This is a genomic window from Streptomyces boncukensis, assembly GCF_011045075.1.
Classification (GTDB): domain Bacteria; phylum Actinomycetota; class Actinomycetes; order Streptomycetales; family Streptomycetaceae; genus Streptomyces; species Streptomyces boncukensis.
In genome coordinates this window covers 1-22,657 of record NZ_JAAKZZ010000002.1, presented here as the reverse complement: position 1 = coordinate 22,657, position 22,657 = coordinate 1, and the positions used below count along the sequence as shown (strand labels likewise).

Here is a 22,657-nt window from a genome sequence, read left to right as displayed (position 1 = left end):
ACGGTGACGGGGCACGACGGTGCGCGGGGTGTCAGGGGCTCGGGACGGGGCCTGCCGCCGGGGATTTCAGCGCCAGCCGCACCTCGCCGTGGCAGGCGGCCTTCTCGGCCTCCCCGTAGCGGCACTGCGTGTTCAGCAGAATCATCCGCCCGTTGCCGCCGTCCCGCTGCTGGGCCTTGACGATGTCGAGCTCGCCCCAGAAGTGGCGGCCGTGCATATGGCGGCGGAAGGTGCTGCGGAAGTCCACAATGAACATATCCGGGAGCTGCCGCTTCCAGAAGTCCTCCATGGACCAGTCGCCGAAGGCCCGCAGCAGCCCTTCCTTGACCGACTTGGCCACGATGAAGTAGTACATCTGGTTGAAGCACAGATTGAACTCGACGGCGTTGAAATGGCCGGTTTCATCGATGTAGCAGGACTCGGGAATGTCGAACGCGCCGCGCAGCCTGACCATTCCGCCCTCGTCCTGCGGGTCCCCCTTGGCCGTCACGGCCGTCGAGTTCAGATAGCGGGTGTGCGGCTTGTAGACGCGGAGCACCTGGTCGAGAAGCGCCTGGTCGTGCTCGTACTCCACTGCGATCCCCTCGCTTTCAGCGCCCGGCCGCCGTCAGCTGCCGCTCGATGCCCGGATAGAACTCGTGGTCGTCGTGCACGGTGACGCGGTGCGAAACCGTCGGCTCCGGGTTGGGCGTGTGCAGGGCGCGGTGCACCAGGCTGCGGTTGTCCCACATCAGCAGGTCGCCCTGCTCGAAGCTCTGGAGGTGGATGTTGTCGTGCGTGAAGCTGGTGTCCAGCTGGCCCACCGCCTCCAGCACCTCGGTGAGCAGGCCGTCGCGCAGCGGGTTGCCCTCGGCGTCCTCCAGCCGGTGGCTGACCGCCTCGCTGATATAGAGCACCGGACGGCCGGTCACCGGGTGCGGGAACACCGCGGGGTGCCTGACCTCGGGCGTCTCCTCCTCGATCTCCGCGAGGATCTCGGAGACCGGGCGGTAGACATCGGAGGGGCGGATCTTGAAGTAGCGGCGCACGCTGTTGACGACCCAGCTGTCCGCCATCTCCTTCCGCAGCTTCGCCGGCAGCTGCTCGTACGCCTTCTCCAGGTCGATGAACAGGGTGCCGCGCTGTCCCTGCGGAATAACCTGCGGGTAGATCAGCGTAAGGCCGAAGGGGCGCGGCATAAAGGAGTAGTCATGGTGCCAGAACTTTCCCGTCTTGGGCACTCCGATCTGCATTCCCCCTTCCTTCTTGTTGGAGGAGACAAAGATCTCCTTGTGCTCAGGGTGGTGGTACATCGGCTGGTAGTACGTCTCCACCTCGCCGAGTCTCCTGCCGAACTCGACGTAGTCGGCGGGGGAGAGATCCTGACCCTTCAGGACCAGGATTTTCGAGGTGTACACCAGGTTCTTGAGATCGCTCAGCTCTTCTTCCGGCGCTGCGAGGGCATCCAGTTCGGACACCTCGACTCCCATTTTCGCGCCGCGCTGCGGAGTAATGATCACAGATGGCCTGCCTAACAGTTCGACGGCAACTCGGGGAAAAGAGTATGCACAGGATTCGGGGCTGTTCAATGAAAAGGCGCTGCTGCCGGCGGCTTTTCGGATCAAGGCATGCCTCGCCAGGGTAGAGGCGCCGGGGGGAGGAATTCGCCCGTCCGCCCGCGCTTTCCGGCCGTGTTGTCCCGTCCGACGAGACAGCGAGCGGGGCCGACGGCCCCGGGGTGAAACCGGAACGAGTGGGTCCGGTCCGGGGCCGGGCCGTGGGTCAGGCGGAGGACCGCGGCGGAAGCACCGCTTGGGTCTGGGTGGTCTGGGCCACGCGCCCGCCCCGGTCGTCGTAGAGGTCGGTCTGTACGACGATGCTGGTCCGTCCGACGTGGAGCGGGCGGGCTGTCGCCCGGACCGTTCCCTCCCGCACCCCGCGCAGGAAGTTGGTCTTGGACTCAAGCGTCGAGGTGCTGTGGTCCGGCGGCAGGTTGAGGAAGGCGCACACCGCTCCCACGGAGTCCGCGAGAGTCATCAACGCTCCACCGTGCATCGCGCCCCCGAGCGTGGTCAGCCGTGGCGAGTAGTCCAAGTGCCCCCGGACCGCGGAGACGTCGGCCTCGTCGAGCGCGATGCCCAGGGCAACGGCGTGCGGCATCGTCGCCAGCATCTCCTCGGTCGAATACGCGGGGCCGGTCATGGCATCGGACTCCGGTTCGTGAGGATCGGGCCGGAATGGCGGGGCGTCGGAACTCGGGCCGGTCGGCTCACCCGTACTCTACGCCGCCCTGACACACCGATGACACGGTGCTGACACGCGCCATCCGGAGTGCTCCGCGGCCTCGGGCCCGGTGAATGGCTCAAGTTCTTCCGTACCGAATCGACTTTCTTGAGAGGGCAATTGACGCCGCGTCCCATGTGCAGCAGCGTCTAGTGTGCAGAGCCCGACACGACTGCCCCCCGCACTCTCTGAACACGGAGAAGGCCCATGTGCATGCCTGTTCCCAGCTCATGCGGCGACAACCCGACGTTCTTCCGCCTTCTCGGTCCGATGGAAGTGGGTGCGGCATCCCGTCCGCTTCCGATGCGCGCGGTACGGCAAAAGTGCATCCTGGCCATGCTGTTGCTCAACGCCAACCGCGTGGTGCCGAGAGAGTGCCTGATCAACGCGGTGTGGGGCGCGCAGTCGCCGCCCACCTCGCGCAGCCAGGTCCACATCTGTATCTCGCAGCTACGCCACAAGCTGGCCGAAGCGCTGCACGACGGCCACGGCATCGAGACCCAGCCGTACGGCTACGTCCTGCACATCGAGCCCGGCGACCTCGATGTGGAGGTGTTCCGGCAGAAGACGGCGGCCGCGGACCTGGCCCAGGACAGGGGCCGCCTCGAACAGGCCGTCGAGCTCTACCGCGCCGCCGTCGCGCTGTGGCGCGGGCCCGCGCTGTCCGACCTGGAGAGCGAGGTGTTGCGCGGCGCGGCGGCGCAGCTGGACGAGGAGCGCATAGCGGCCGACGAGAAGCGGATCGAGCTGGAGCTGCGGCTGGGCCGGCACCGCGCGCTGGTGCACGAACTGACCGGCCTGGTCGTCCGGCACCCGCTGAACGAACTGCTGAACGGCTATCTGATGACGGCGCTGTACCGGTCGGGGCGGCAGGCGGACGCGCTGGCCTCCTATCAGCGCACGCGCAGCCGGCTCGCCGAGGAGCTCGGACTCGAACCGGGCCGAGAGCTACGCGCGTTGGAGCGGGCCATCCTGCGCCATGACGACAGCCTGGTCGCGGACGGAGACGTCCCGTGCCGATCGTGGGACGGACAGCACGGCCGCCCCTGACGGGGATGACCGGGCTCGGACACGTCCAGGCCGCGCCCGGGGCTGCCCCTGTCCGTGCCCTGCGGACCGCGGCTGTCGCCGTGGTTGCGCGCGCAGTTCCCCGCGCCCCTGACGGGGCGCACGGATGCGCCCCGAAGGGGCGCGGGGAACTGCGCGCCAAGCCACGACACACCCGCAGACTGCGACGCGACAGCAAGGGGCAGCCCCGACCCAGCAAGGCCACCGCTAGGCGCCGGCCACCGCCAGAACAGCGTTCTGGCCGCCGAAGCCGAGGGACTCGGTGAGCGCCAGGCCGATGCGGCGCCGGGCGGGCACGGTGGGGATATCGAGCTCCACGCCGCGGTCGAGCCGTTCGAGGTTGGCGGTCGGCGGAACCAGCCCGCGCTCCACCGCGAGCACCGTGTACACCGCCTCGGCCGCGCCCGCCGCGCCGAGCAGGTGTCCGGTGACGCCCTTGGTCGAGGTCACCAGAGGGGAGCCCGGCAGGACCCGGCGCAGCGCCTTGGCCTCGGCCAGGTCGTTCAGCGGCGTCGACGTGCCGTGCGCGTTGACATGCGCCACGTCCGCCGGGGACGCTCCGGCGTCTTCGAGCGCCGCGCGCAGCGCCGCCTCGATGCCGCGCCCTTCGGGGTGCGGGGCGGTCATATGGTGGGCGTCCGCCGAGGCCCCGTAGCCGACGACGCGGGCGCGGACCCGGGCTCCGCGGGCCCGCGCGTGGTCGGGGCGCTCCAGGACCAGCACCCCGGCCCCCTCCCCGGCGACGAAGCCGTCGCGGTCCGCGTCGAAGGGGCGGGAGGCCCCTGCCGGGTCGTGATGGCGCCGGGAGAGGGCCTTCATCTGGGCGAACCCGGAGATGATGAGGGGGGTGAGGGTGGACTCGCCGGCGCCCGTCAGCACGATGTCGCAGCGGTCGAGCGCCAGCAGGTCCTTGGCCGCTCCGACCGCGCTGGTGCCGGAGGCGCACGCGGTGGCGACCACCAGATTGGGGCCCAGCGCGCCGAACTCCATGGCCACCTGGCCCGCCAGCATGCTGAGCGGGTGCATCGGGATCAGCAGCGGCGAGACCCACCGCGCGCCCTCCTCCAGCAGGACCCGGTGCTCGCGTTCCAGGGTGGTGGTTCCGCCGTCTCCGCAGCCGAGCACCACGCCCACCCGGGTTCCGTCCCAGGCCGCGGGGTCCAGGCCGGCGTCGGCGAGGGCCTCACGGGCGGCCACCAGCCCGAGCTGGACGAATCTGTCCAGGTGGTGGGCCCGGCGTGCGCCGAGCTGAGCGGCCGGGTCGAAGTCGGGCACGCGACAGGAGATACGCACCGGTGACGCCGTCAGTGCCGGGTCCAGGGCGGCGGCGGGCTTGGGCGCGCAGACCGTCTCCCAGTTGCGCTCGACTCCGGTCCCCGCCGGCGTCACGAGTCCGAGACCGGTGACGGCCGCGTCGGCGCGTGGCATCAGAGGGTCGCCCCCCGCTCCTCCATGAGCCGGACGATGTCGCCGACGGTGCTGGCCTCGGCCAGCACGTCGTCGCTGAGCTCGATCCCCAGCTCCTTGTCCAGGACGAGGGAGAGCTCCACGACGGCCAGGGAGTCCAGCTCGATGTCCTCGGGCGTGGCCTCCATGGTGATCAGGTCGGGGGGCACCATGAGTTTGCCGGCGAGGATCTCTTTCAGCTTCTCGTACATGAACGCGTCCTCAGGGAGTCGTCGATGGGCTCGGTCGGGGGTGCCGGGCCGTCAGTGCGCGGCGGACAGTTCCGGCCACACCAGGGTGGTCGCGCCCCATGCCAGGCCGCCGCCGAACGCGGTCAGCAGGACCCGGCGGCCGGGCCGCAGCCGGCCGTCCCGGGACGCCTCGGCCAGCAGCAGCGGAATGGAGGCGGAGGAGGTGTTGCCGGCGTACTCGATGTTGGAGAGCTGCCGGTCGGCGGGGATGTCGAGCCTGTCGCCGAGCGCGGCCAGGATGCGGGCGTTGGCCTGGTGCGCCACGAGGTGGTCGACGTCACCGGTCTTCCAGCCCGCGGCCTCCAGGGCGCGGCCCGAGGACTCGGCCATCCGCTCCACCGCGTGCCGGAAGGTCTCCCGGCCCCGCATACGCAGGAACTCCCCGCCCGGCTCGGCCGGCCGGCCGCTCTTGCGCTGCCGGGATCCGCCGTCGGAGACCCTCATCAGCCCGCTGAGCGCGCCGTCGCTGCCCAGGAAGGCGCGGCCGAGCGCCCCCGGCTCGTCGGCCGCGCCCGGCCGCAGCACCACCGCACCGGCCCCGTCGGCCATCAGGGCCGCCAGGGTGCGGTCCTGCGGGTCGACGATGCTGGAGAGGACCTCGGCGCTGATCAGCAGGACGCGGTGGGCCGCACCGTTCGCGATCAGTCCGGACGCCGCGGCCAGCCCGTAGACGAACCCCGCGCACGTCGCCGCGAGGTCGAACGCCGCGGCGCCCGACAGGCCCAGGCGGGTGGCGACGGCCGGCGCGGTGGCCGGGGAGGGGTGGTCCGGGGTCGCGGTGGTGAGCAGCACCGCGTCCACCGCGGGGCTGCCGGCCGACGTCAGGGCCCGGCGGCCGGCCTCCACGGCCAGGTCCGAGGTCGCGGTGCCGAGCGGCGCCATACGGCGCGCGGCGATGCCGGTCCGGCTGCGGATCCAGGCGTCGGAGGTGTCCAGGCGGACGCTGAGGTCGTCGTTGGTGACCACCTCCGGTGGCACCCAGCCGCCCACCCCGGCGACAACCGCCGCGCCCGCTACGGCGGTCGGGGGCGGTCCGGGCCGGTGTGTCGCGCGCATCACGGCCCCCTTCAGCCCGGTCCGCCCAGGACGGCGAGAGCGTCCTGAAGGCCCATGTGGACCAGGCGCGCTTCGGCCATCTCGTCCGTCCAGCGCTCGGCCATGGCGTAGCGCTCCTCGGGGCCGGTGTCGAGCATGCGGCGCCCCGGCCAGACCTCGTAGTCGCCCACCGCGTCGGCGTGCTGGAGCATGCCCTCCTGAAAGAGCTCCTCCCGGGGCATGACGAACTCGCGGTCGGGGAGCTCGTCCCACAGCTTCCGGCCGCCGCGCAGGATCTCCATCAGCCGCGGCCGGTACTCCGGATGGGCCACGAGGTGGTCGCGCAGGATCGAGCTGCCGACCGTCAGATGGCGGATCTCGTCGATCGCCGCGCCCCGGGACACCTCTCCGGCGGCCGGGTCCAGCGGCTCCCACTTGCGCTCGCTCAGCTCGGCGGCGGGTGCGAGGACCCCCTCGACGATGATGGTGAAGATGGCCACGCCGCCGGCGAAGTCGGCCTGGTCGCGTACGACCTCCAGGCTGAAGTCCGCCAGCGGCCGAAGCACCCGGGCGTGGTAGTCGGCGGCCATCTCGTGGATGTCGCGGATCAGCGTGTGCGCCGGCATCCCCAGCTCCACCAGGTGTTCGCGGAACACCCGGGCGTGGCGCGCCTCGTCCAGGAGCTGGGTGGCGTAGAACTCCATCTCCGCGACACCGGGGGCGTTGGCGACGTAGAGCCCCAGGGCTTTGGTGGCCATCTCCTCGGCCACCGAGCGGCAGCCCAGTTCGAGGACGAGGGCCTCGCGCAGCGGGCCGGGCTCCGTCATGAACCGCGGCACCCGTGCCTGGTCCGCGTGCCCGGTGACGGCGCGGCCGCGCAGGGTGCCCTGGGCGACATGGCGCAGCCAGTACGCCAGGTCGCACTGCTCGGCGGTGAGGTCGAGGCTCTTGGCCCCGTCGAGGAGTCCGGGAGCGGACTCCCAGCCTGCCTCGGGGGATACGGCGTCAGTCATCGTTGAATGCCCTCCTGCTGGTGGTGCGCAGCGCCCCGGGCTGCCGGGCCGGGCGCCTTCGGCGGGCCGGAGTCTCAGCCCCCGGCGCTCGGGGTGCCGGCCGGCACCCTGGACTCGGACTCGGACTCGGACTCGGACTCGGACTCGGACTCGGACTCGGGGGTGGGGACGGGGACCCTGCGTCCCTCGCCGCGGCGCCGCAGCCCGTCGACGAGCCGCCGGTACCCCGGATCGGCCTCGGGCTCGAAGGGCAGGGCGAACGGCTTGAGGAAGTTCCCGAACACCCCGCGGTCGCCGCACAGGTGGAACGCCAGCGCGAGCAGGGCCCACTCGGGCTGCACCAGCCAGCACCACAGGGCGGCGACGGCGCCCTGGGTGATCAGGCTGTGCATCGTGTTGTAGAGGACGTAGAAGACCTTGGAGATCCTCTTGTCCGCGCTGCGCCGGTAGGCGATGGCTCCGGGGAGGTAGCCGATGAGGTCGATATAGAGGAAGAGGACGAGCGCAGGGAGCCAGCGGATCTCGTCGGCGTGGGCGACGATCAGACCCCCGGAGACCGCGAGGCCGACGAGGTACTCGGCGCGGTGCAGCCGGAAGGTGGTGCGGGTCTCGAACGGGTTGGCTTGGTCCATCGGTCACTCCCCGCCGAGCGTGACGCCGGTGAACAGGCCGCTGACCGCCCAGGCGACGGTCTCCTCGACCACCCGCTCGGCGATCGGGTCGAGGATGCCCTCCATGCTGGGAATGCCGAAGTCGAAGGCGACCTCGAAGTGCAGGGCGCAGTCCTCGCCCGTCTGGCGCAGTTCCCACGAGCCGGCCAGTTCGTCGAAGTCGCCTTCGGTCTGCCGGAACGCGATGTGCAGGCGCTCGCGGTCGTACTCCTCGCTCTCGGTCCACCGCAGGAGGCCGCTGCGGAAGTACAGCTCCCAGCTGGAGCTGCCCCGCGGCTGCGGCGGCCCGGCGTGCACCACGGCCGTGCGCACATGCGGGGCGAGGTCGGGGTAGCGTTCGAACCGCAGGACGGCGTCGAAGACCGTCTCGGCGCGTTCGCCGGGGATGAGGGCGTCCACCGTCACCTGCCGCATGTCATCCTCCTCCTTGTGGCATACGGGCCCTGTGCTCGACCAGGTCGCGGGTGGCCGCGTCGAAGGCGCTCAGCAGGAATGCCGTGTCCGCGCCGGTGAGCACGGCGGGCGGGGTGAAGCGCACCACGGCGTTGCCGTTCATCGAGTGGTTCGCCACCACCCTGTGGTTGAACAGCTCCAGCAGCAGCTCGCCCGCGAGGCCCGCCTCGGTGAGCTCCACGCCGATGAACAGCCCGCGGCCGCGGACCTCGGTGAGCAGCTCGGGGATGTTGCGGCGGGCGATCTCGGCGATGCGCGGCAGCAGCTCGGCGCCGAGCGCGGCGGCGCGCGCGGTGAGGTCGTCCTCCCGCACCGCGCGGATGGCGCCCCGGACCGCGGCCATGAGGAGCGGGGCGCCGGAGAAGGTTCCGGTGTGGATGTAGGGGTCCTTGTCGAACGGCCGGAAGACCTCGCGGGAGGCGATCGCAGCGGAGACCGGGACGACTCCGCCGCCCAGCGCCTTGCCGGCGAGCAGGACGTCCGGCACCACTCCCTCGGAGTCGGCGCCCCACCAGGCCCCGAGCCGCCCCATACCGGTCTGCACCTCGTCCAGGACGAGGAACCCGCCGTAGGTGGCGCACAGTTCGCGGGCCCGGCGCAGATAGCCGTCCGGCGGGACGATCACGCCGCCCTCGCCCTGAACCGGTTCGAGCAGCACGCAGACCTCGCCGGGGTGCTGCGCCAGCTCCTTCTCCAGAGCGTCGGCATCGCCGTACGGGATCAGTGTGACGTCGGGCAGCAGGGGGTGGAACGGCCGCTGGAAGACGTCCTTGCCGGAGACCGAGAGCGCCCCCAGCGTCTTGCCGTGGTAGCCGAGGTGTGTGGAGACCACCCGCCGCCGGCCGCCCGCGCGGGCGAGCTTGAGCGCGGTCTCGACGGCTTCCGCGCCGGAGAGCGCGAAGTGCACGCGCTCCAGCCCCGGCGGGGTCACGGAGACCAGCGCCTCGGCGGCGCGGGCGACCGTCGGCTCCAGCAGGATGCGGGTGGCCACGGGGTGCGCGTCGAGCTGGCGGCGGACCTCCTCCATGACGACGGGGTGCCGGGCGCCCATGAGGAAGACCCCGTAGCCGCCGCAGTTGAGGTACCTCTCGCCGTCGTTCATGGTCAGCCAGGCACCGCAGGAGGCGACTTCCATATGGCTGCCGAACAGGTCGGCCACCGTCGCCCGGCCCTTGCTGAGGTGGGCCCGGTACTGGCGGAGTATCTCCTCTTCCGTACCGGGGCCGGTTTCCAACGGAGCGTTCACGGGCGTTGCTCCTCGATGTCGTCGACAAGGGGGCGCAAGGAGCGCGGTTTCACCGTGGCACGGGCCCCTGACGGATCGCTGACGGCTTCGCGCGCCGCGCGGTCCGGGCGATGGGAATCGGCCGGGGGGCCGGGCCGCAGGGCCGCCTCGATCCAGTCGCGCAGCTCCGCGCCGTCCATCGCGGGGAGGCGGGGGAGTGCTTCGGCGACCTGGTCCGGGCCGCCGAGCGCGCGGTACTTCGCGCGCACCAGCGCGGCGTGGTGGACGCGGGTGTGCTCCCCCGCGGCGCCGTGCGGGATCAGCAGTTCGCGCTCCGCGCTGCGGCCGTCGGTGAGCCGGACCGTCACCCGGGCGCCGGTGGCCTTGGCGGCCGCGGTGAAGTCCTCGGCCGGCGGGCCCGGGTCGCCCGCCAGCTCCACGAGCGGGGCACCGCCGAACTCCCGCAGCCACGCGGTGCCCGCGGCGCCCGCCTGGCGCAGCGCCTCGCCGAACGGGGCCTCGGAGGCGAGGAGGCCGCGGGTCATGGCGGGGTCGTGCAGCAGCCTGACCCTGTCGGCCGCGGCCCGGCGCACCGGGTCGTCGGCTGCCGGCGGGTCCAGGTCGGCCACGGTCAGCCGGCCGGTCGCCAGCGCCGTGGCCACCAGATAGCCGGTGTCCAGGACCAGGGCGCCGAGCGGCCGCCGGGGCCCGTCCAGGTGGCGGCGGGCGTGCCGGCCGACCAGGACCGTGTAGAGCGAGGCTTCGACCAGGACGTCGGCGAGGTCGTCGAAGTCCGGCGCGCCCAGCTCGCCGTGGAGCGCCAGCGCACAGTCGACGGCTGCGTCGATACCGGGTCCGCCGGGGTGCAGTTTGTACGAGAAGGTCTCGGTGTGCCAGCGCGTTCCGAACCCGGCGGTGACGGCGCCGGGCAGCGGAACGGCCGCGAACCGGCGCAGAAACCCGTCCGGGTCCTCCAGCAGGTCGGGGGCGCCGGTGAGCCCGGCGGCCGCGGCGTCGCACGCGTCCATGCCGGTACGGACCGGCCCGAAGGCGTGCAGCAGCCGGGCTTCGCTGGCGAGAAAGGCGCGCAGCAGCGGCCACGGCGGCTGCGCGTAGGCGAGGCCGAGCGCGTCCGTCCAGCGGCGGGCCGGCGCGCCTTCGCAGTGCAGCCGCCCGGCGACCGCGCCCGCCAGATGCGCGTGCAGCGCGGTCTGGCCGCGCAGCGGGCCCAGCGTCGCCGCGGCGGTGACGCGTGCCGCGCACTCGTTGGCCGCGACCACCGCGGTGAGCAGCGCCGGGCCGTCCAGCCCCCGGGCGCGGGCGAAGGCCAGGGGCACCGCGACGGTGGAACTGGACAGGTGGCCCGCGTACGCGGTGTCGTCGAGGTTCAGCCACGATCCGAGGCCGGCCAGGACGCACGCCGACTGGCGCGGATCAGGTTGCAGCGGGGGCCCGAAGGCGGCCGTCAGCCGCCCGCCGAGCGGGTGGTCGGCGCCGGCCCGCACCGCCCCGAGCTGGGACAGCACCTGGCTGGCGGCGCGGCGCAGAACGCGCTCGGGCACGGCGTCGGGCGTGAGCCGTGCGGCCCAGCCGCCGAGTTCTTCGAGCAGGGCCACGGGGCCCTCCCTCCCTCGCTGTCCGCAGGTGCCGTGTGCCGGGCAGGGGCGGCCCCTGCCGGTGCGTCGCAGTCCGCGGCTGGAATGGGGGTCCCCCCTGCTCGAGCGAAGCCGAGAGCTTGGGGGAGGTTGCTCGCGCAGTTCCCCGCGCCCCTGGCGGGGCGCGCCCTGGCGCCCCGCCAGGGGCGCTTCAGGGGCGCGGGGAACTGCGCGACCGGCCACGGCCCCAGCCGCGGTCCGCAAGCCACGGGCAGGGGCAGCCCCGACCCGGCTGCCCCGACAGAGGGCAACCACGATCCGCCGGACACGGCCTAGGGTGCCGCGGCGGCCCATACCGGCAGCGCCCGCGGCACCACGTCGAAGGTGGCCGTGTTCCCGGTGCGGTCCTGCAGTTCGCCGTCGTGTTCCAGGACGAGCCGCTCACCGTCCAGCCGCTCGACGACGATGCGCCGCCCGCGGCCGTACGCGGCTCCCGGCAGGCCCACATGCCGGCCGTCCCGGGTCAGCTCCGGCAGCCGGGCCGGGTCGGTGCGGCCGTCGATGACGCAGACGTCCAGCAGCCCGTCGTCCGGCTCGGAGTGCGGCAGCAGCAGAAACTGTCCGGCGCGGTACCGCCCACCGCCGACGTTGGCCAGGATGGTCGGCCCCTCGGCCAGCGGGACGCCGTCGACGGTGACCCGGCCCGGGTAGGGGCGGTAGCCGGCCGCGGCCTCGGCCAGGGCGCGGGCGTAGCGCTCGCGCCCGGCGCCGGGCAGCGTCTTGACCCTCGACAGGATCTGCGCGCCCAGTCCGGTGCAGGAGCCGAGGAGCACGTGGGCGCCGGTCTCCGCCAGCCGTGCGAGGTCCACCCTGCGTGTCTCGGCCCGGTGCCCGGGGCCGAGCACCCCGGACAGCGTCTCCTGCCACGGCCGGTCGTCCCAGAACATCCGGTAGTCGGAGTTGGCGCTGCCCGCGGGCACGATGAACAGGGCCGCCCGGGTGTCGTCGGCGCCCTGGCGGACCAGCCCCTCGGCGACCTCGCGTACGGTGCCGTCGCCGCCGACCGCGACCACCAGGTCCGGGCGCTGCCCGGCCGGGGCCTCGGCCACCGCGCGGCGCACCGCGTCGGTGGCGTCACCCGGGCCCGTCGTCCGGTGCACCGCCACCGACGTGAGCCGTGCGCGGCAGACGGCGGCCAGGCGCTCCACCACGGCGGAGCGGTAGCGGCCGGCCGCGGGGTTGGCCACGATGAGGGCGCGCTGCGCTGCCGGGCTCATCTGGTGCGGCATCGTTCACTCCTGGCGGACGGGGTCGCTTCGGGGATTCCGGGATCTTCAGACTCGTCCTTATGCGTGAATGAGTGTGCACCACGGCCCTGACCATTCCCTGACATATCACTGACGGCATCCCGGTTTTCCGCGGCCGGACGGGCCGCTTGTCGGGACGGCTTCGCGGTGCTCTACTCGTCAGTCAGTCCTTCCGATTCGAGCACTCGGAGGAAAGGGGACCATGACTGCCGCCTCGACCTCGGGTATTTCCGCTCTTCAGGCCATCAGGACGTATACGCGGTCCGCCAACCCGAGCGCATTTCTGGCGCTCAATGAAGGAAACCGCTACTTCACGACACCATCCGCGGACGGCGTGATCGCCTATCGGCGCACGGGCCGGTATCTGGTGCAGTTCGGCGGCCCTTTCGCCCCCGACGAGGACTATCCCCGGCTGCTGGGGGAGTTCGCCGCGTACGCGCGCGAGCGGCGGCTGCGCGTGGTCGGCGTTCAGCTCCAGCACGCCGACGCCGTGCGGTACGCGGAGCAGGGTTTCACGGTCAACCAGATCGGCGCGTCCTACGCGGTCGACCTGGACCGCTTCTCCCTGCGCGGCACCCGCTTCATGCGGCTGCGCAACAAGATCTCGCGGGCGCTGCGCAGCGGTCTGACGGTGCGGGAGGCCCCCGCCGGCGGTGCCGACGACTGGACCGCCTCGGTCCGGGAGCTGGACGCCTCCTGGCTCGCGGGGAAGGGGAAGCACGCCAAGCCCCTGGAGTTCCTGGTGGGCCAGCTGGGCGGGGCCGCGCAACCGCACCGCCGGCTGTTCCTCGGCCTGATCGGCGACGAACTGGCCGGATATATCTCCTACTCGCCCGTGTACGGCAGCCGGGCCGGGTGGCTGCACGACCTGAGCCGCCGCCGTCCGGACGGGCCGCCGGGGGTGGCGGAGGCGGTCAACAGCCATGCGATCGAGGTGTTCCGCGGCGAGGGCGCCGGCTGGCTGCACTTCGGATTCACGCCGTTCACGGGCCTGGACCCGCGGTGTGAAGTCCCGGGCCACAGCCCCGCGTTCCGCTGGCTGGTACGCCAGCTGTGGGAGCGCGGCAACGCCGTCTACCCCGCGCGCAGTCAGCTCGCGTACAAGGAGAAGTGGGCGCCGGACGCGGTGACGGCGGAGTACATCGCCTTTCGCGGGCGTGCCTCACTCCGCTCCTTCGCCCACGTGTTCCGAACGGCCAACGCGCTGTAGCCGTACCGCGCTACGGGATCCGCGCAGCGTGTACGGCCGACACCGGGCCGCGGTCCAGCGCCGGGTCCTGGGCGAGGATGGCGTGCTCCACCCGGCGCAGGGACGGCGACGGGTCGACGCCGAGCTGGTCGATCAGGCACTGCCACGTCCGGCGGCAGGTGCCCAGCGCCTCCGCCTGGCGGCCGGAGCGGTACAGCGCGACCATGAGCTGCTCGCAGAACCGTTCGCGCAGGGGGTCGTCCATATGCACCTCGCGCAGTTCGGCGAGAATCGCGGCATGCCGGCCCAGCATCAGCTCGCTGTCGAACAGCGCCTCCATGGCCTGCAGCCGGCGTTCCTCGTACCGGGCGGCGGCGGCCCTGCACAGCGGTCCGCCGGGGCTGCCTCCGCAGACCGCCCCGGACCACAGCCGCAGCGCGGGGCGCAGCAGGCCGACGGCCTGCTCGGGCGCGTCGAGCCGGATGCGCTCGGCCCGCGCGACGGACTCCACGAACGCGGTCGCGTCCAGCTCCGCGCCGTCCATGAGGAGCTGATACCCGTTGGGGCGGCAGATGAGGCGGGGGCGCTCGCGGTGCGGCTCGATCTGCCGGATCTTTCTGCGGATTCTGCTGGCGTGGGCCTGCAGGGCGTTGGCCGCGCCGGCCGGCGGCAGCTCCCCCCACAGTTCGGTCATCAGCATATCGCCGGTGATCGCTCTTCCTTCGCTTACCAGGAGGGTCTGCAGCAGCCTCCGCTGGAATTCTCCGGAAACCGTGGCACTTCCCAGCGGGGAGACCGCCTCCAGGCCACCGAGAATGCGGAACCGGACCACCGGACCCTCTGACCCGCCACAGATCATGAGTCACCTCGGCCTGAACACCGTGTGGGAAAAGCAGAAGACAGTGATCGCGCGTGCGCGTGGTGGAAAGACGTTCGCGGACGGGTCGCCCGGACGGTCACGCGACGCGCTCTGGCTTTTCGGTGCACGCTACTACGGTCGGCTATCGTGCCGCTTTCGGTGCGCTATCGAGTCGTCTCCCTCTGTTCGCTGGAGGTGGCGGGCGAGGTCGCTCGCGATGGCGATCGCGTGGTCCGCGAGGTAGAAGTGCCCTCCCGGGAACGCACTGGCTCCCAGAAAGACCGGGGTGCGGGCGGCCCATTCGGACAGCCTGCCGCGCTCCAGCGTCGGGTCGGCCCTCCCCCCGTAGGCGGCGACCGGACAGCCGACCCGGGCGCCGTCGTCGCGGTAGCCGGCGACCAGGGCGAGATCGGCGCGGAGCGCCGGAAGGACCAGCGCGAGCAGCTCCGGGTCCTCGCTGACCTCGGCGGGCAGTACACCGAAGCGCCGTACGGCGGTCACGAACCGGGCGTCGGGCAGCGGGAGAAGCGCTTCCACCGGAAGGACCCGCTCGGGCGCCCAGCCGGAAACGCCCAGCAGGACCGGGACCTCGCCGCCGTCCCGCTCGATGTCCACGGCCAGCCGGTAGGCGAGCAGCGCGCCTAGACTGTGCCCGAAGAGAGCGTACGGGCGGCCGTCCAGCTCGGCCTCGAGCGCCGTCCGGAGCGCCTCGACCAGCGGGCCGGTCCGGCGGTACGGCTCCTCGGCCCGCCGTTCCTGGCGGCCGGGCAACTGAGCGACCAGCACCTCGACGTCGGGCAGCAGGGCGCACCACCGCAGGTAGGACGCGGCGCTGCCGCCCGCGTGCGGGAAGAGGAAGAGCCGGCGCGCGGCATCGGGGCGGGGATCCGCCGTGGCGAACCAGCGGCCCGTTGGACATGGCACCTGACAGTCTCCTGTGGGTTCCACCGGTCAGCTCTCCCCCTCCGGGGCGGGGGGCGTGCGCATCCGGGAGGCGAAGTCCAGATCCGGGACGACGCCGGCGCGGGCCTGGGTGACCGGTGCGCCGTCGGCGTCCAGGACGCGGGCGTTGGCGACCATCCGGCGCCGGCCCGGGTGGACGAGGTCGCTGTGCACGGTGTAGTCGCCGCCGGGCCGGACGGGCCGGAGGAAGTCGATGTCCAGACTCAGGGTGATCATGGGGTATGCGTGCTCGCCCTGGCTCGACCCGGCGGCGCAGCAGGCGTCGTCGAGCACCATGGCGATATAGCCGGCGTGCACACCGCTCCCGGCGAGGTTGCTCAGCGCCGCCGGCGGCTGCCAGGTCTCCTCGACACGCCCCGGCCGGGCCCCGGTGACCCGCAGGCCCAGCAGCGTGTGGTGCGCCCCGTGCGGCACCCGGCCATCGGCGACGGCCTGGAGCATCTGGGCCCCGGTCAGCTCGTCCCACAGCGCCAGCATCGCGCTCTCCATCGTCTCCGGCATGCTCCCTGCCGCCTTTCTCCAGCATCGGGAATCCGAGGTGTCGGACCACGGTTGCGACCACGCGCCGCGTTGTCCACCACCGCGGGGCACCGACGTGTTCCGCCGGGCACCGGGGCCTGCCCGGTCACGACAGCGCGAGCGGGGCTCCCGCGAGGTACGCCACCAGCGGCTCGGCCGTGCTGGTGCGGGAAGGGGGGTGGAAGGCCAGCGGCCGGACGGCGGAGGCGAGCAGGGAGCCTTCCCGGGAGCGGATGAAGTCCATCCCGCCGAGCAGCTCCAGGGCCAGGTCGGCGGCGCCGGAGAGGGCCTCCTGAGCGGCGTACCGGGCGATGAGCACGGAGGCGACCGCCGCCTCGCCGTCCAGGTCGCCGTCGCGGACCGCCCGCGCCGTCCCCTCCAGCAGGAGGTGTGCGGACTCGGCCCGTACCGCGAGCGCCGCCCGGTCGGTGACGCTGCCCCGTTCGTGCTCCAGCACCCGCCGCACCAGAGCGGCCGCCGCTCCCGCGTAGCCCGCGGAGATCAGCAGCTCGAACCAGATGAATCCGGCGCTCTGCATCCGCGACAGCCGCTCCGGATCGTCGGAGCCGGTGCGCAGCACCAGTTCCTCGGGCACGAACACGTCCGCCAGCCGCACCTCGTCGCTCTCCGCCGCGGCCAGCGCGCCGTTGCCCCAGAACGGGTGCACAGTGATGCCGGGAGCGTCCCCGGCGATCAGCGCGAGCGCTGGCTCCGGCCGGCCCCTGGCGTCCGGGACCGAGACGCTCGCGGTGAGCAGGTCCATCGAACGGGACAGGCTGCACGGCTTCTTGGCGCCGCTGAGGAGGTACCCGCCGGCCACCGGCCGGGCGGCGACCGAGGGGGTGAGGACGTTCTGCCGAGTGCGTCCCTCGGCCCAGCCCGATGCCATGAGCTTGCGGGAGGGGACGACGCCGCGCAGCAGCGCCCGCTGGGCGGCGGTGAGGCCGTCGTCGCGGCCGGTCAGGGAGTAGAGGGTGGCGGCTGTGAAGTGGTGCATGGTCGCCGCGGCGGCCAGCGAGGGGGAGTAGGAGCCGACGGCCCGCATCACCCGCACGGCGTCCACGGGGTCGGCGCCCTTGCCGCCGAAGGCTTCGGGCACCAGCAGCCCGACGCCGTCGTGCTCGCGGAACAGCGCGATGACCGGGCTGCCGGGGTACTCCCGTTCCTCGAATTCGATCTCCTCCAGGGCCTTGCCGAGGCCCGGGTGGTAGTGCTCGCAGGTCGCGCGTGCCGAGTCGAGAGTGCGCACGGAGGAACACCTTTCGCTGTCGGGGCGCGCCGTCAGGCGCCGAAGACCGTGCTGCGCGGGCTGACGCCGGCGCCGATGCCGACGCCCTGCAGATGCGAGGTCTTCAGGATGGGGTAGTTGGCCTCGCCGTGGACGCCGCCGGACAGGCCGGTACCGCCGTGGGTGGGCAGACAGGGGAGGAAGCCGATATGGGAGTCGTTGACCTTCAGCAGCCCTCCGTTGACCACCCGCTGCACAAAGGCGTCCACGACCGTCTCGTCGCGCGCCCACAGGGAGTTGCGCAGGCCGTACTCGTTGGTGTTGACGAAGTCGATGAGCCGGTCGAGCAGCTGTCCGTCCTCGGCCGGTTCGGCGACGATGACCGGGAGCAGCGGGAAGAACGTCTCGCGACGCACCATCTCCAGGTCCCGCGAGCCCGCGAGGCCGTTCACCCGGACGACGGTCGGCTCCAGGAACACCCCGGTCTGCGACCGCGTCCCGTCCGCCTCCGTACGGTGCCCGCCGCACACCAGTTCCGCGCCCGCGTCGAGGGCCTCGCGCAGCAGTGCGAAGAACCGCTCGCTGCGCCGGACGGGGGAGAGCAGCACGTCCTCCTCCTCCGGGTGGCCCGGACGGACCTCGCGCGCCCTGTCCTTCACCTCGGCGAACAGCGCGTCGGCGGCATCCGGGTGGACGATGACGTAGTTGGGCACCATGCAGATCTGGCCGGAGCCGTAGAACGCCTCGCTGACGGCCTCGGCGGCAAGCGGGATATCGGCGTCCTTCCACACCACGATGCCGTCGTTGCCCGCGAGTTCGAGGATGGGCTTCTTGCCCGCGGCGACGCACCGCTGCTGGAAGCGCAGCCCTTCCTCACTGCCCCCGATGTAGAAGATGTCGTCCACCAGCGGGCTGTCGAGCCAGCGGTTGATCGTCTGGGCCGGGTTGCCGCACACGGCGCCGAGCGCCCCGGGCGGAACGCCCGCCTCGGCCAGGACCGGGGCCACCAGCTCGCGCAGCACGTACATCGTGCTCAGCGCAATGCTGCGCGGGGCGCGGACGACGACGGCGTTGCCCGCCATGAGCATCAGCACCACGAGCGCGGCGCTCTGGCCGGGGGCGTTCTGCGGCGGGTTCAGACAGACGACGCCGTCCGGCTGGCGGCGCACGACGAGACGGCGCTCGCCGTGCCGGAACGTGGTGTGCATGCACCGCCGGTACCAGGCACAGCTCTCCTCGCCGTACGTCTCCAGCAGGCCGCTCAGCTGCCAGCGGGCCAGCCGCAGCGGGTGCCCCTCGGCCACCAGCAGGTCGAGGAACTCCTCGCGGTGCCGGATCACCCGCTCGCGGAAGAGCGGGCCCAGGCGCATGCGCCTCTCCAGCGGCACCGCGGCCCAGGCCGGGGCCGCGGCGGCCGCGGCCTTGAGGGCGAGGTCGATCCCGGCGTCGCCCGCGACGGCGACCCGGCCGATGACATAGGGGTGCTGCGCGGCGTCGGAGCCGGGGTCGGGGCTCCGCTCCAGCGCGCGCTTGAGGCTGACGCTGGTGAAGACGTCCTCCAGCAGGGACCCCGCGCTGACGGTGTAGACCCAGCCCGTGCCCTCGACGTCCCGGCCCTGGATGTAGGAGTAGTAGCTGCGCAGCGGCCGCTCGCGCTGCGGTGGTGCGCTCGGCGCCGCCGCCGCGCCCTGCCCGGCCGGTGCCGGCACGGCGGCCGCTGAGCCGTTGCGGGGGGAGAGCCCCACGGCGTCCTCCAACGGTTCGTGGTTCGGGTTGCTTCTCCGTCCGCCCGCCGTCTGTCCGTCCGGACGGGCGCCTGGGCGGACGGGCCGACGCGGCGCGGCGCGGCGCCGGTCAGCCGTCCGGGAGGGAGCGCCACTGCGGCTTCGAGGAACCGCGGGGCAGGAGGACGGGGTCGTCGAAACTCCCGGGCGTCTCGCTCAGCCGGGCCGGCGGGACGATGTGCCGCAACTCGCCCAGCGGGGTCCGGTGGACCTGCCAGCGGGGTGGCGCCGGAAGGGCGTTCTCGTCGAGCGCGTCCACCAGCGCGGGGTCGGGACTGCCCAGGTTCCAGCACCAGTTGGCCACTCCCGCCAGGGAGACCCGGACGGAGTAGCTGCCTCCGTCGCGGGCACGCCGGACGACGGCGGCCATGATGCCCGAGGCGGCCAGGTACGCCGCGATGTAGTCGTTGAACACCCGGCCCGGCGGCAGCTTCGGCGCGCCGTCCCCGCCCTCGCGCAGGCTGATGCCGGTCAGCGCCTGGGCATGCTGGTCGAAGCCACCGCGGTCGCGCCACGGGCCGGTGTGCCCGTAGGCGCTGACCGAGCAGTGGATGACGCCGGGCGCCGCCGCCGCGCAGTCCTGCGCCGTCAGCCCCAGCCGTACGGCCTTGCCGGGGCGGTAGTTGTGCACGAACACGTCGGCGTCGCGCAGCAGCCGGTCGAAGGCGTCCCGCCCGGCGCCGCGCGCGTGCAGATCGAGCCGCGCCGAGCGCATACCGCCGGCCGACTCGTTCCAGACGGCCTCGTGCTCGAAGGAGTCGGGTTCGCAGACGTGCAGCACATCAGCCCCGTACTCGGCCAGCGCCCGGCCGGTCGCCGTCCCCGCCAGGATGTGGGTGAACTGCAGGCAGCGCAGCGAGGACAGCGGGCGGGGGCCGGACGGCAGCGGCACGGGCGGCCCGTCGCCGATCCGCTCGACCGCCACCACCGGCTCGGCCAGCACCGCGCGGCCCTGCGGGTGGGCGAGGAACTCCTCCCGGGTACGGACGATCGCGAGCGGAACGCCCTGCTCGGCGGCCGCGTCCTCCAGGCTGGAAGCGTTCCAGCGGGCGATGGCGGCCGTGATGTGCTCCCTGCTGTGCGCGCAGTCCAGGAGGCACAGCAGCGCGTCGCGGATCCTGGGATAGCAGGCGATCGGGATGACCCAGCGGCCGTCGGCGGTCCGGTAGAAGTCCCAGAAGGTCGGCGCCATACCGTCGATGCCGGCCAGCGAGCCGAGGCTGGAGAAGTAGCCGCCCAGGGTGGCTCCGCCGCCCAGGAGCGGGGTCATCCGGTGCAGCCCCTGGCCCAGGTCCAGCGACAGCCGCTGGGACCGGCCGGTCCGCAGCTGCCAGATCTGCGCGGACCCGATCGCCGCCGTGAGCAGGGGCACCCCGATCGCGGCACCCATGCGGAGCGGCGATTTGACCACCGGGTCCCGGCCGGTCACCGATAATTCGCTCACCGCGGGATCCCGGCTCAGGCCGATCGTTTTCAGCATGCTGTCCAGTTCCCCGACGAAGTCGATCTTTTCCTCCATCGTCCACCCATCCTCGGTTTACGGTCCGCCGGTTGTGGCGCCTCGATGAATCCCGGGCGGCCTTGCCATTCGGAGGCCGGCTGCGGTGCGGCTCTGCGAGTCTGCCATCGCGGCGGCCATTGCGAAATGGATGGTCAGTGGAGTGTCAGCACCGTGTCAGGCGAGTTTGGTTGACTGGCCGCGCCGGCGTACTCGTGATGAATCACGCCTGCATTGCGCTCGCATTTCGCCGGGACGGCCGCACACGTAGGGAGCGGGCCCGATGATCCACCGCACACCGACGGCCAGTGAGATCTGCCGGCTTCCCGCCTCGGAGCGCCGGGACGCCCTGGAGGAGCTCCTGGCCAGGGAGTTCAAAGCCAGCTTGCTGATGGACGAGGAGGAGGAGTTCCCACTCGACGGGAACTTCTTCGACCTCGGCCTCACCTCGCTGCGCGTGGCGGAGCTCAAGCAGCGGCTGGAGCGGCTGCTCGGCTGCGAGATCAGCACGAACGTCCTGTTCAACAGCCCCAATCTGGCACGGCTGCTGGACCATATGGTCACCGAAGTGCTGCCCGGCCTCTCCGGCGGCCCGCTCCACGGCGGAAAGGAGCAGCCATGACGGAGGCACCCGTGCCCGAGGGCGCCGAGGGCAGGCTCCGGGCGGCGCTGGAAACCGTCCGCGAGCAGAAGAAGGCCCTCGACCAGCTCCTGCTGGAGCAGCACGAGCCGATCGCCGTCGTCGGAGTGGGGCTGCGCTTCCCGGGCGGCAGCGAAACCCCGCAGGAATTCGCCGAGTTCCTGCGCGAGGGGCGCTCGGCCCATGGGCCGGTGCCCGAGGACCGCTGGGTCCACGGGAACACGGATTCCCCGGCTGACGACTCGGCGGACAACCCGGCGGACGATCGCGATAACCCGGGAATCAAAACCCCCGTGGCGGACGGGAATTTCATCGAGGGCCTCGACCTGTTCGATGAGAAGTTCTTCAAGATTTCCCCCAAAGAAGCCCCTTACATAGACCCCCAGCAGCGGCTTGTCCTGGAAACCGCCTGGCAGGCGCTGGAAGATGCCGGTATCGATCCCACCGGCCTGCGCCACGGGAACGGCGGAGTGTATATGGGCGTCATGTCCATGGACTACGTCGTGGAATCGGCCGCCCTTGCCGAGGAGGAGCTGGCCGGCTCCCTCATCCCGGGCACCGCGCACAGCGCCGTAGCCGGACGGCTGTCGTACTTCCTGGGGCTGCGCGGCCCGTGCCTCACCATCGACACCGCCTGCTCGTCCTCCCTCACCACCGCGCACCTGGCCGCCCAGGGGCTGCGCCGCAGGGAGTGCGACATCGCACTGTGCGGCGGGGTCAACGCCATCCACCACCCCATGGCCCAGACCGCCCTCACCCAGGCCGGGATGCTCGGCTCCGACGGCCGGTGCAAGACGTTCGACGAGAGCGCGGACGGCTACAGCCGCGGCGAGGGCTGCGGCGTCGTCGTGCTCAAGCGGCTGTCCGACGCGGAGCGCGACGGCGACCGGGTGCTCGGCCTGCTGCGCGGCTCGGCCGTGCGCGCGGACGGCGAGAGCGCGGGCCTGTCCGCGCCCAACGGCATCGCCCAGGCGGCCGTGATGCGCGCCGCGATCGCCGACGCCGGGCTCGAACCGCGGGACATCCAGTACGTCGAGGCGCACGGTACGGGAACCCCGCTGGGCGACCCCGTCGAGCTGGGGTCGATCAGCGACACCTTCGCCGCGTCGCACAGCGGGCCCGAGCCGGTGGTGGTCAGCTCCGTCAAGACCAACGTCGGCCACCTGGAGTCGGCCGCCGGCGTGTGCGGACTGGTCAAAACCCTGCTGCAGATGCAGGAGGGGGTCTTCTATCCGCATCTGCACCTCGCGTCCCCCTCGGCCCGTATCCCGTGGGACCGCTGTCCGGTGACCGTGCCGACGCGCTGCGGCCCGTGGACCGGCCGACCCCGGCGCGCGCTGGTGAACGGCTTCGGGATCGCCGGAACGCTGGCGTGCCTGGCCGTGGAGGAGGCACCGCCCCGGATCCGGGAGTCCGCTCCGGACGCGGAGGGGTCGGCGCACATCTTCACCCTGTCGGCGCAGAGCACCCGTTCGCTGCGCCGCCAGATCGAGCGCTACCGGCAGTACCTCGCGGACCACCCGGACATCCCGCTCGCCGACCTGTGCCGCACGGCGGCGGTCGGGCGGGCCCACTTTCCGGTGCGCCTGGCCGGAGTCGTCCGCGACCGCGAGGAACTGGCCGGTCTGCTCGGCCGGCGGCCGAGCAGACC

General features: G+C 72.5%; 22 protein-coding genes. 4 read left to right on the top strand and 18 right to left on the bottom strand.

Annotation, left to right across the window (positions count from 1 at the left end):
- Positions 1-31: 31 nt before the first annotated feature.
- From G5C65_RS00480 to G5C65_RS00470, 3 genes are all read right to left on the bottom strand, one after another.
- The gene (locus G5C65_RS00480) at positions 32-574 is read right to left on the bottom strand and encodes an FcoT family thioesterase (RefSeq protein ID WP_165296534.1); all 543 of its coding nucleotides are present in this window, start codon (positions 572-574) and stop codon (positions 32-34) included.
- Between the two features lie 16 nt (positions 575-590).
- Positions 591-1,499, bottom strand: coding sequence for a (3R)-3-[(carboxymethyl)amino]fatty acid oxygenase/decarboxylase (gene scoE / locus G5C65_RS00475; RefSeq protein ID WP_165296533.1), 909 nt, complete (start codon positions 1,497-1,499; stop codon positions 591-593).
- 262 nt (positions 1,500-1,761) lie between these two features.
- Positions 1,762-2,181 carry a PaaI family thioesterase gene (locus tag G5C65_RS00470; RefSeq protein ID WP_165296532.1) on the bottom strand — a complete coding sequence of 140 codons (420 nt, stop codon included), beginning with the start codon at positions 2,179-2,181 and terminating at the stop codon, positions 1,762-1,764.
- 417 nt (positions 2,182-2,598) lie between these two features.
- Here G5C65_RS00470 and G5C65_RS00465 point away from each other — a divergent pair, with 417 nt between their 5' ends.
- Positions 2,599-3,312: an AfsR/SARP family transcriptional regulator gene (locus G5C65_RS00465; protein ID WP_165296531.1), complete on the top strand. Its 714-nt coding sequence runs from the start codon at positions 2,599-2,601 to the stop codon at positions 3,310-3,312.
- Between the two features lie 225 nt (positions 3,313-3,537).
- Here G5C65_RS00465 and G5C65_RS00460 read toward each other — a convergent pair whose 3' ends face one another.
- From G5C65_RS00460 to G5C65_RS00420, 9 genes are all read right to left on the bottom strand, one after another.
- On the bottom strand, positions 3,538-4,758 hold the full coding sequence (locus G5C65_RS00460) for a beta-ketoacyl-[acyl-carrier-protein] synthase family protein (protein ID WP_165296530.1): 1,221 nt from the start codon (positions 4,756-4,758) through the stop codon (positions 3,538-3,540).
- A complete protein-coding gene (locus tag G5C65_RS00455) occupies positions 4,758-4,988 on the bottom strand; it encodes an acyl carrier protein (protein ID WP_165296529.1) in 231 nt (76 codons plus the stop codon). Before G5C65_RS00455 ends, G5C65_RS00460 begins: the two co-directional genes overlap by 1 nt.
- Before the next feature lie 51 nt (positions 4,989-5,039).
- On the bottom strand, positions 5,040-6,083 hold the full coding sequence (locus G5C65_RS00450) for a beta-ketoacyl-ACP synthase III (protein WP_165296528.1): 1,044 nt from the start codon (positions 6,081-6,083) through the stop codon (positions 5,040-5,042).
- A gap of 11 nt (positions 6,084-6,094) precedes the next feature.
- On the bottom strand, positions 6,095-7,075 hold the full coding sequence (locus tag G5C65_RS00445) for a ferritin family protein (protein ID WP_165296527.1): 981 nt from the start codon (positions 7,073-7,075) through the stop codon (positions 6,095-6,097).
- A gap of 74 nt (positions 7,076-7,149) precedes the next feature.
- The gene (locus G5C65_RS00440; protein WP_241265442.1) at positions 7,150-7,707 is read right to left on the bottom strand and encodes a hypothetical protein; all 558 of its coding nucleotides are present in this window, start codon (positions 7,705-7,707) and stop codon (positions 7,150-7,152) included.
- A gap of 3 nt (positions 7,708-7,710) precedes the next feature.
- The gene (locus G5C65_RS00435) at positions 7,711-8,160 is read right to left on the bottom strand and encodes a type II toxin-antitoxin system RatA family toxin (RefSeq protein ID WP_165296526.1); all 450 of its coding nucleotides are present in this window, start codon (positions 8,158-8,160) and stop codon (positions 7,711-7,713) included.
- Between the two features lies 1 nt (position 8,161).
- Complete coding sequence (locus G5C65_RS00430) at positions 8,162-9,445, bottom strand: aspartate aminotransferase family protein (RefSeq protein WP_338146184.1); 1,284 nt, start codon at positions 9,443-9,445, stop codon at positions 8,162-8,164.
- Positions 9,442-11,040 (bottom strand): MmgE/PrpD family protein, encoded by a 1,599-nt coding sequence (locus tag G5C65_RS00425; protein ID WP_165296525.1) that lies wholly within the window; start codon positions 11,038-11,040, stop codon positions 9,442-9,444. The genes G5C65_RS00430 and G5C65_RS00425 overlap by 4 nt, the downstream gene beginning before the upstream one ends.
- Before the next feature lie 311 nt (positions 11,041-11,351).
- Positions 11,352-12,308, bottom strand: a complete 957-nt coding sequence (locus G5C65_RS00420) for a diacylglycerol/lipid kinase family protein (protein WP_241265441.1) — start codon at positions 12,306-12,308, stop codon at positions 11,352-11,354.
- A 220-nt stretch (positions 12,309-12,528) separates the two neighbouring features.
- Between G5C65_RS00420 and G5C65_RS00415 the strand changes: the two genes are divergently transcribed.
- Complete coding sequence (locus G5C65_RS00415) at positions 12,529-13,536, top strand: bifunctional lysylphosphatidylglycerol flippase/synthetase MprF (protein ID WP_165296524.1); 1,008 nt, start codon at positions 12,529-12,531, stop codon at positions 13,534-13,536.
- 10 nt (positions 13,537-13,546) lie between these two features.
- On the opposite strand, the gene G5C65_RS00410 is transcribed toward G5C65_RS00415, so the two are convergent.
- The 6 genes from G5C65_RS00410 to G5C65_RS00385 all read right to left on the bottom strand — a co-directional run bounded on the left by G5C65_RS00410 (position 13,547) and on the right by G5C65_RS00385 (position 20,387).
- A complete protein-coding gene (locus tag G5C65_RS00410; RefSeq protein WP_206441078.1) occupies positions 13,547-14,374 on the bottom strand; it encodes an AfsR/SARP family transcriptional regulator in 828 nt (275 codons plus the stop codon).
- A gap of 132 nt (positions 14,375-14,506) precedes the next feature.
- A complete protein-coding gene (locus tag G5C65_RS00405; protein ID WP_165296522.1) occupies positions 14,507-15,298 on the bottom strand; it encodes an alpha/beta fold hydrolase in 792 nt (263 codons plus the stop codon).
- Positions 15,299-15,325: 27 nt separating this feature from the next.
- The gene (locus G5C65_RS00400; RefSeq protein WP_165296521.1) at positions 15,326-15,838 is read right to left on the bottom strand and encodes a PaaI family thioesterase; all 513 of its coding nucleotides are present in this window, start codon (positions 15,836-15,838) and stop codon (positions 15,326-15,328) included.
- A gap of 124 nt (positions 15,839-15,962) precedes the next feature.
- Positions 15,963-17,105, bottom strand: coding sequence for an acyl-CoA dehydrogenase family protein (locus G5C65_RS00395; RefSeq protein WP_165296520.1), 1,143 nt, complete (start codon positions 17,103-17,105; stop codon positions 15,963-15,965).
- A gap of 32 nt (positions 17,106-17,137) precedes the next feature.
- Complete coding sequence (locus G5C65_RS00390) at positions 17,138-18,727, bottom strand: aldehyde dehydrogenase family protein (protein WP_165296556.1); 1,590 nt, start codon at positions 18,725-18,727, stop codon at positions 17,138-17,140.
- A gap of 211 nt (positions 18,728-18,938) precedes the next feature.
- Positions 18,939-20,387 carry a CoA transferase gene (locus G5C65_RS00385; protein ID WP_165296519.1) on the bottom strand — a complete coding sequence of 483 codons (1,449 nt, stop codon included), beginning with the start codon at positions 20,385-20,387 and terminating at the stop codon, positions 18,939-18,941.
- A gap of 262 nt (positions 20,388-20,649) precedes the next feature.
- Here G5C65_RS00385 and G5C65_RS00380 point away from each other — a divergent pair, with 262 nt between their 5' ends.
- A complete protein-coding gene (locus G5C65_RS00380) occupies positions 20,650-20,988 on the top strand; it encodes an acyl carrier protein (protein ID WP_165296518.1) in 339 nt (112 codons plus the stop codon).
- Positions 20,985-22,657 (top strand): type I polyketide synthase (locus G5C65_RS00375; protein WP_165296517.1); only part of this gene is annotated, 1,673 nt, incomplete at its 3' end. The genes G5C65_RS00380 and G5C65_RS00375, both read left to right, overlap by 4 nt.

Coding starts and splice junctions, on each gene's coding strand:
- G5C65_RS00380 (WP_165296518.1), top strand. CDS start 20,650: ATGATCCACCGCACACCGACGGCCAGTGAGATCTGCCGGCTTCCCGCC.
- G5C65_RS00445 (WP_165296527.1), bottom strand. CDS start 7,075: ATGACTGACGCCGTATCCCCCGAGGCAGGCTGGGAGTCCGCTCCCGGA.
- G5C65_RS00420 (WP_241265441.1), bottom strand. CDS start 12,308: ATGCCGCACCAGATGAGCCCGGCAGCGCAGCGCGCCCTCATCGTGGCC.
- G5C65_RS00460 (WP_165296530.1), bottom strand. CDS start 4,758: ATGCCACGCGCCGACGCGGCCGTCACCGGTCTCGGACTCGTGACGCCG.
- G5C65_RS00450 (WP_165296528.1), bottom strand. CDS start 6,083: ATGCGCGCGACACACCGGCCCGGACCGCCCCCGACCGCCGTAGCGGGC.
- G5C65_RS00455 (WP_165296529.1), bottom strand. CDS start 4,988: ATGTACGAGAAGCTGAAAGAGATCCTCGCCGGCAAACTCATGGTGCCC.
- G5C65_RS00470 (WP_165296532.1), bottom strand. CDS start 2,181: ATGACCGGCCCCGCGTATTCGACCGAGGAGATGCTGGCGACGATGCCG.
- G5C65_RS00385 (WP_165296519.1), bottom strand. CDS start 20,387: ATGGAGGAAAAGATCGACTTCGTCGGGGAACTGGACAGCATGCTGAAA.
- G5C65_RS00415 (WP_165296524.1), top strand. CDS start 12,529: ATGACTGCCGCCTCGACCTCGGGTATTTCCGCTCTTCAGGCCATCAGG.
- G5C65_RS00465 (WP_165296531.1), top strand. CDS start 2,599: ATGCTGTTGCTCAACGCCAACCGCGTGGTGCCGAGAGAGTGCCTGATC.
- G5C65_RS00435 (WP_165296526.1), bottom strand. CDS start 8,160: ATGCGGCAGGTGACGGTGGACGCCCTCATCCCCGGCGAACGCGCCGAG.
- G5C65_RS00440 (WP_241265442.1), bottom strand. CDS start 7,707: ATGGACCAAGCCAACCCGTTCGAGACCCGCACCACCTTCCGGCTGCAC.
- G5C65_RS00410 (WP_206441078.1), bottom strand. CDS start 14,374: ATGATCTGTGGCGGGTCAGAGGGTCCGGTGGTCCGGTTCCGCATTCTC.
- G5C65_RS00400 (WP_165296521.1), bottom strand. CDS start 15,838: ATGCCGGAGACGATGGAGAGCGCGATGCTGGCGCTGTGGGACGAGCTG.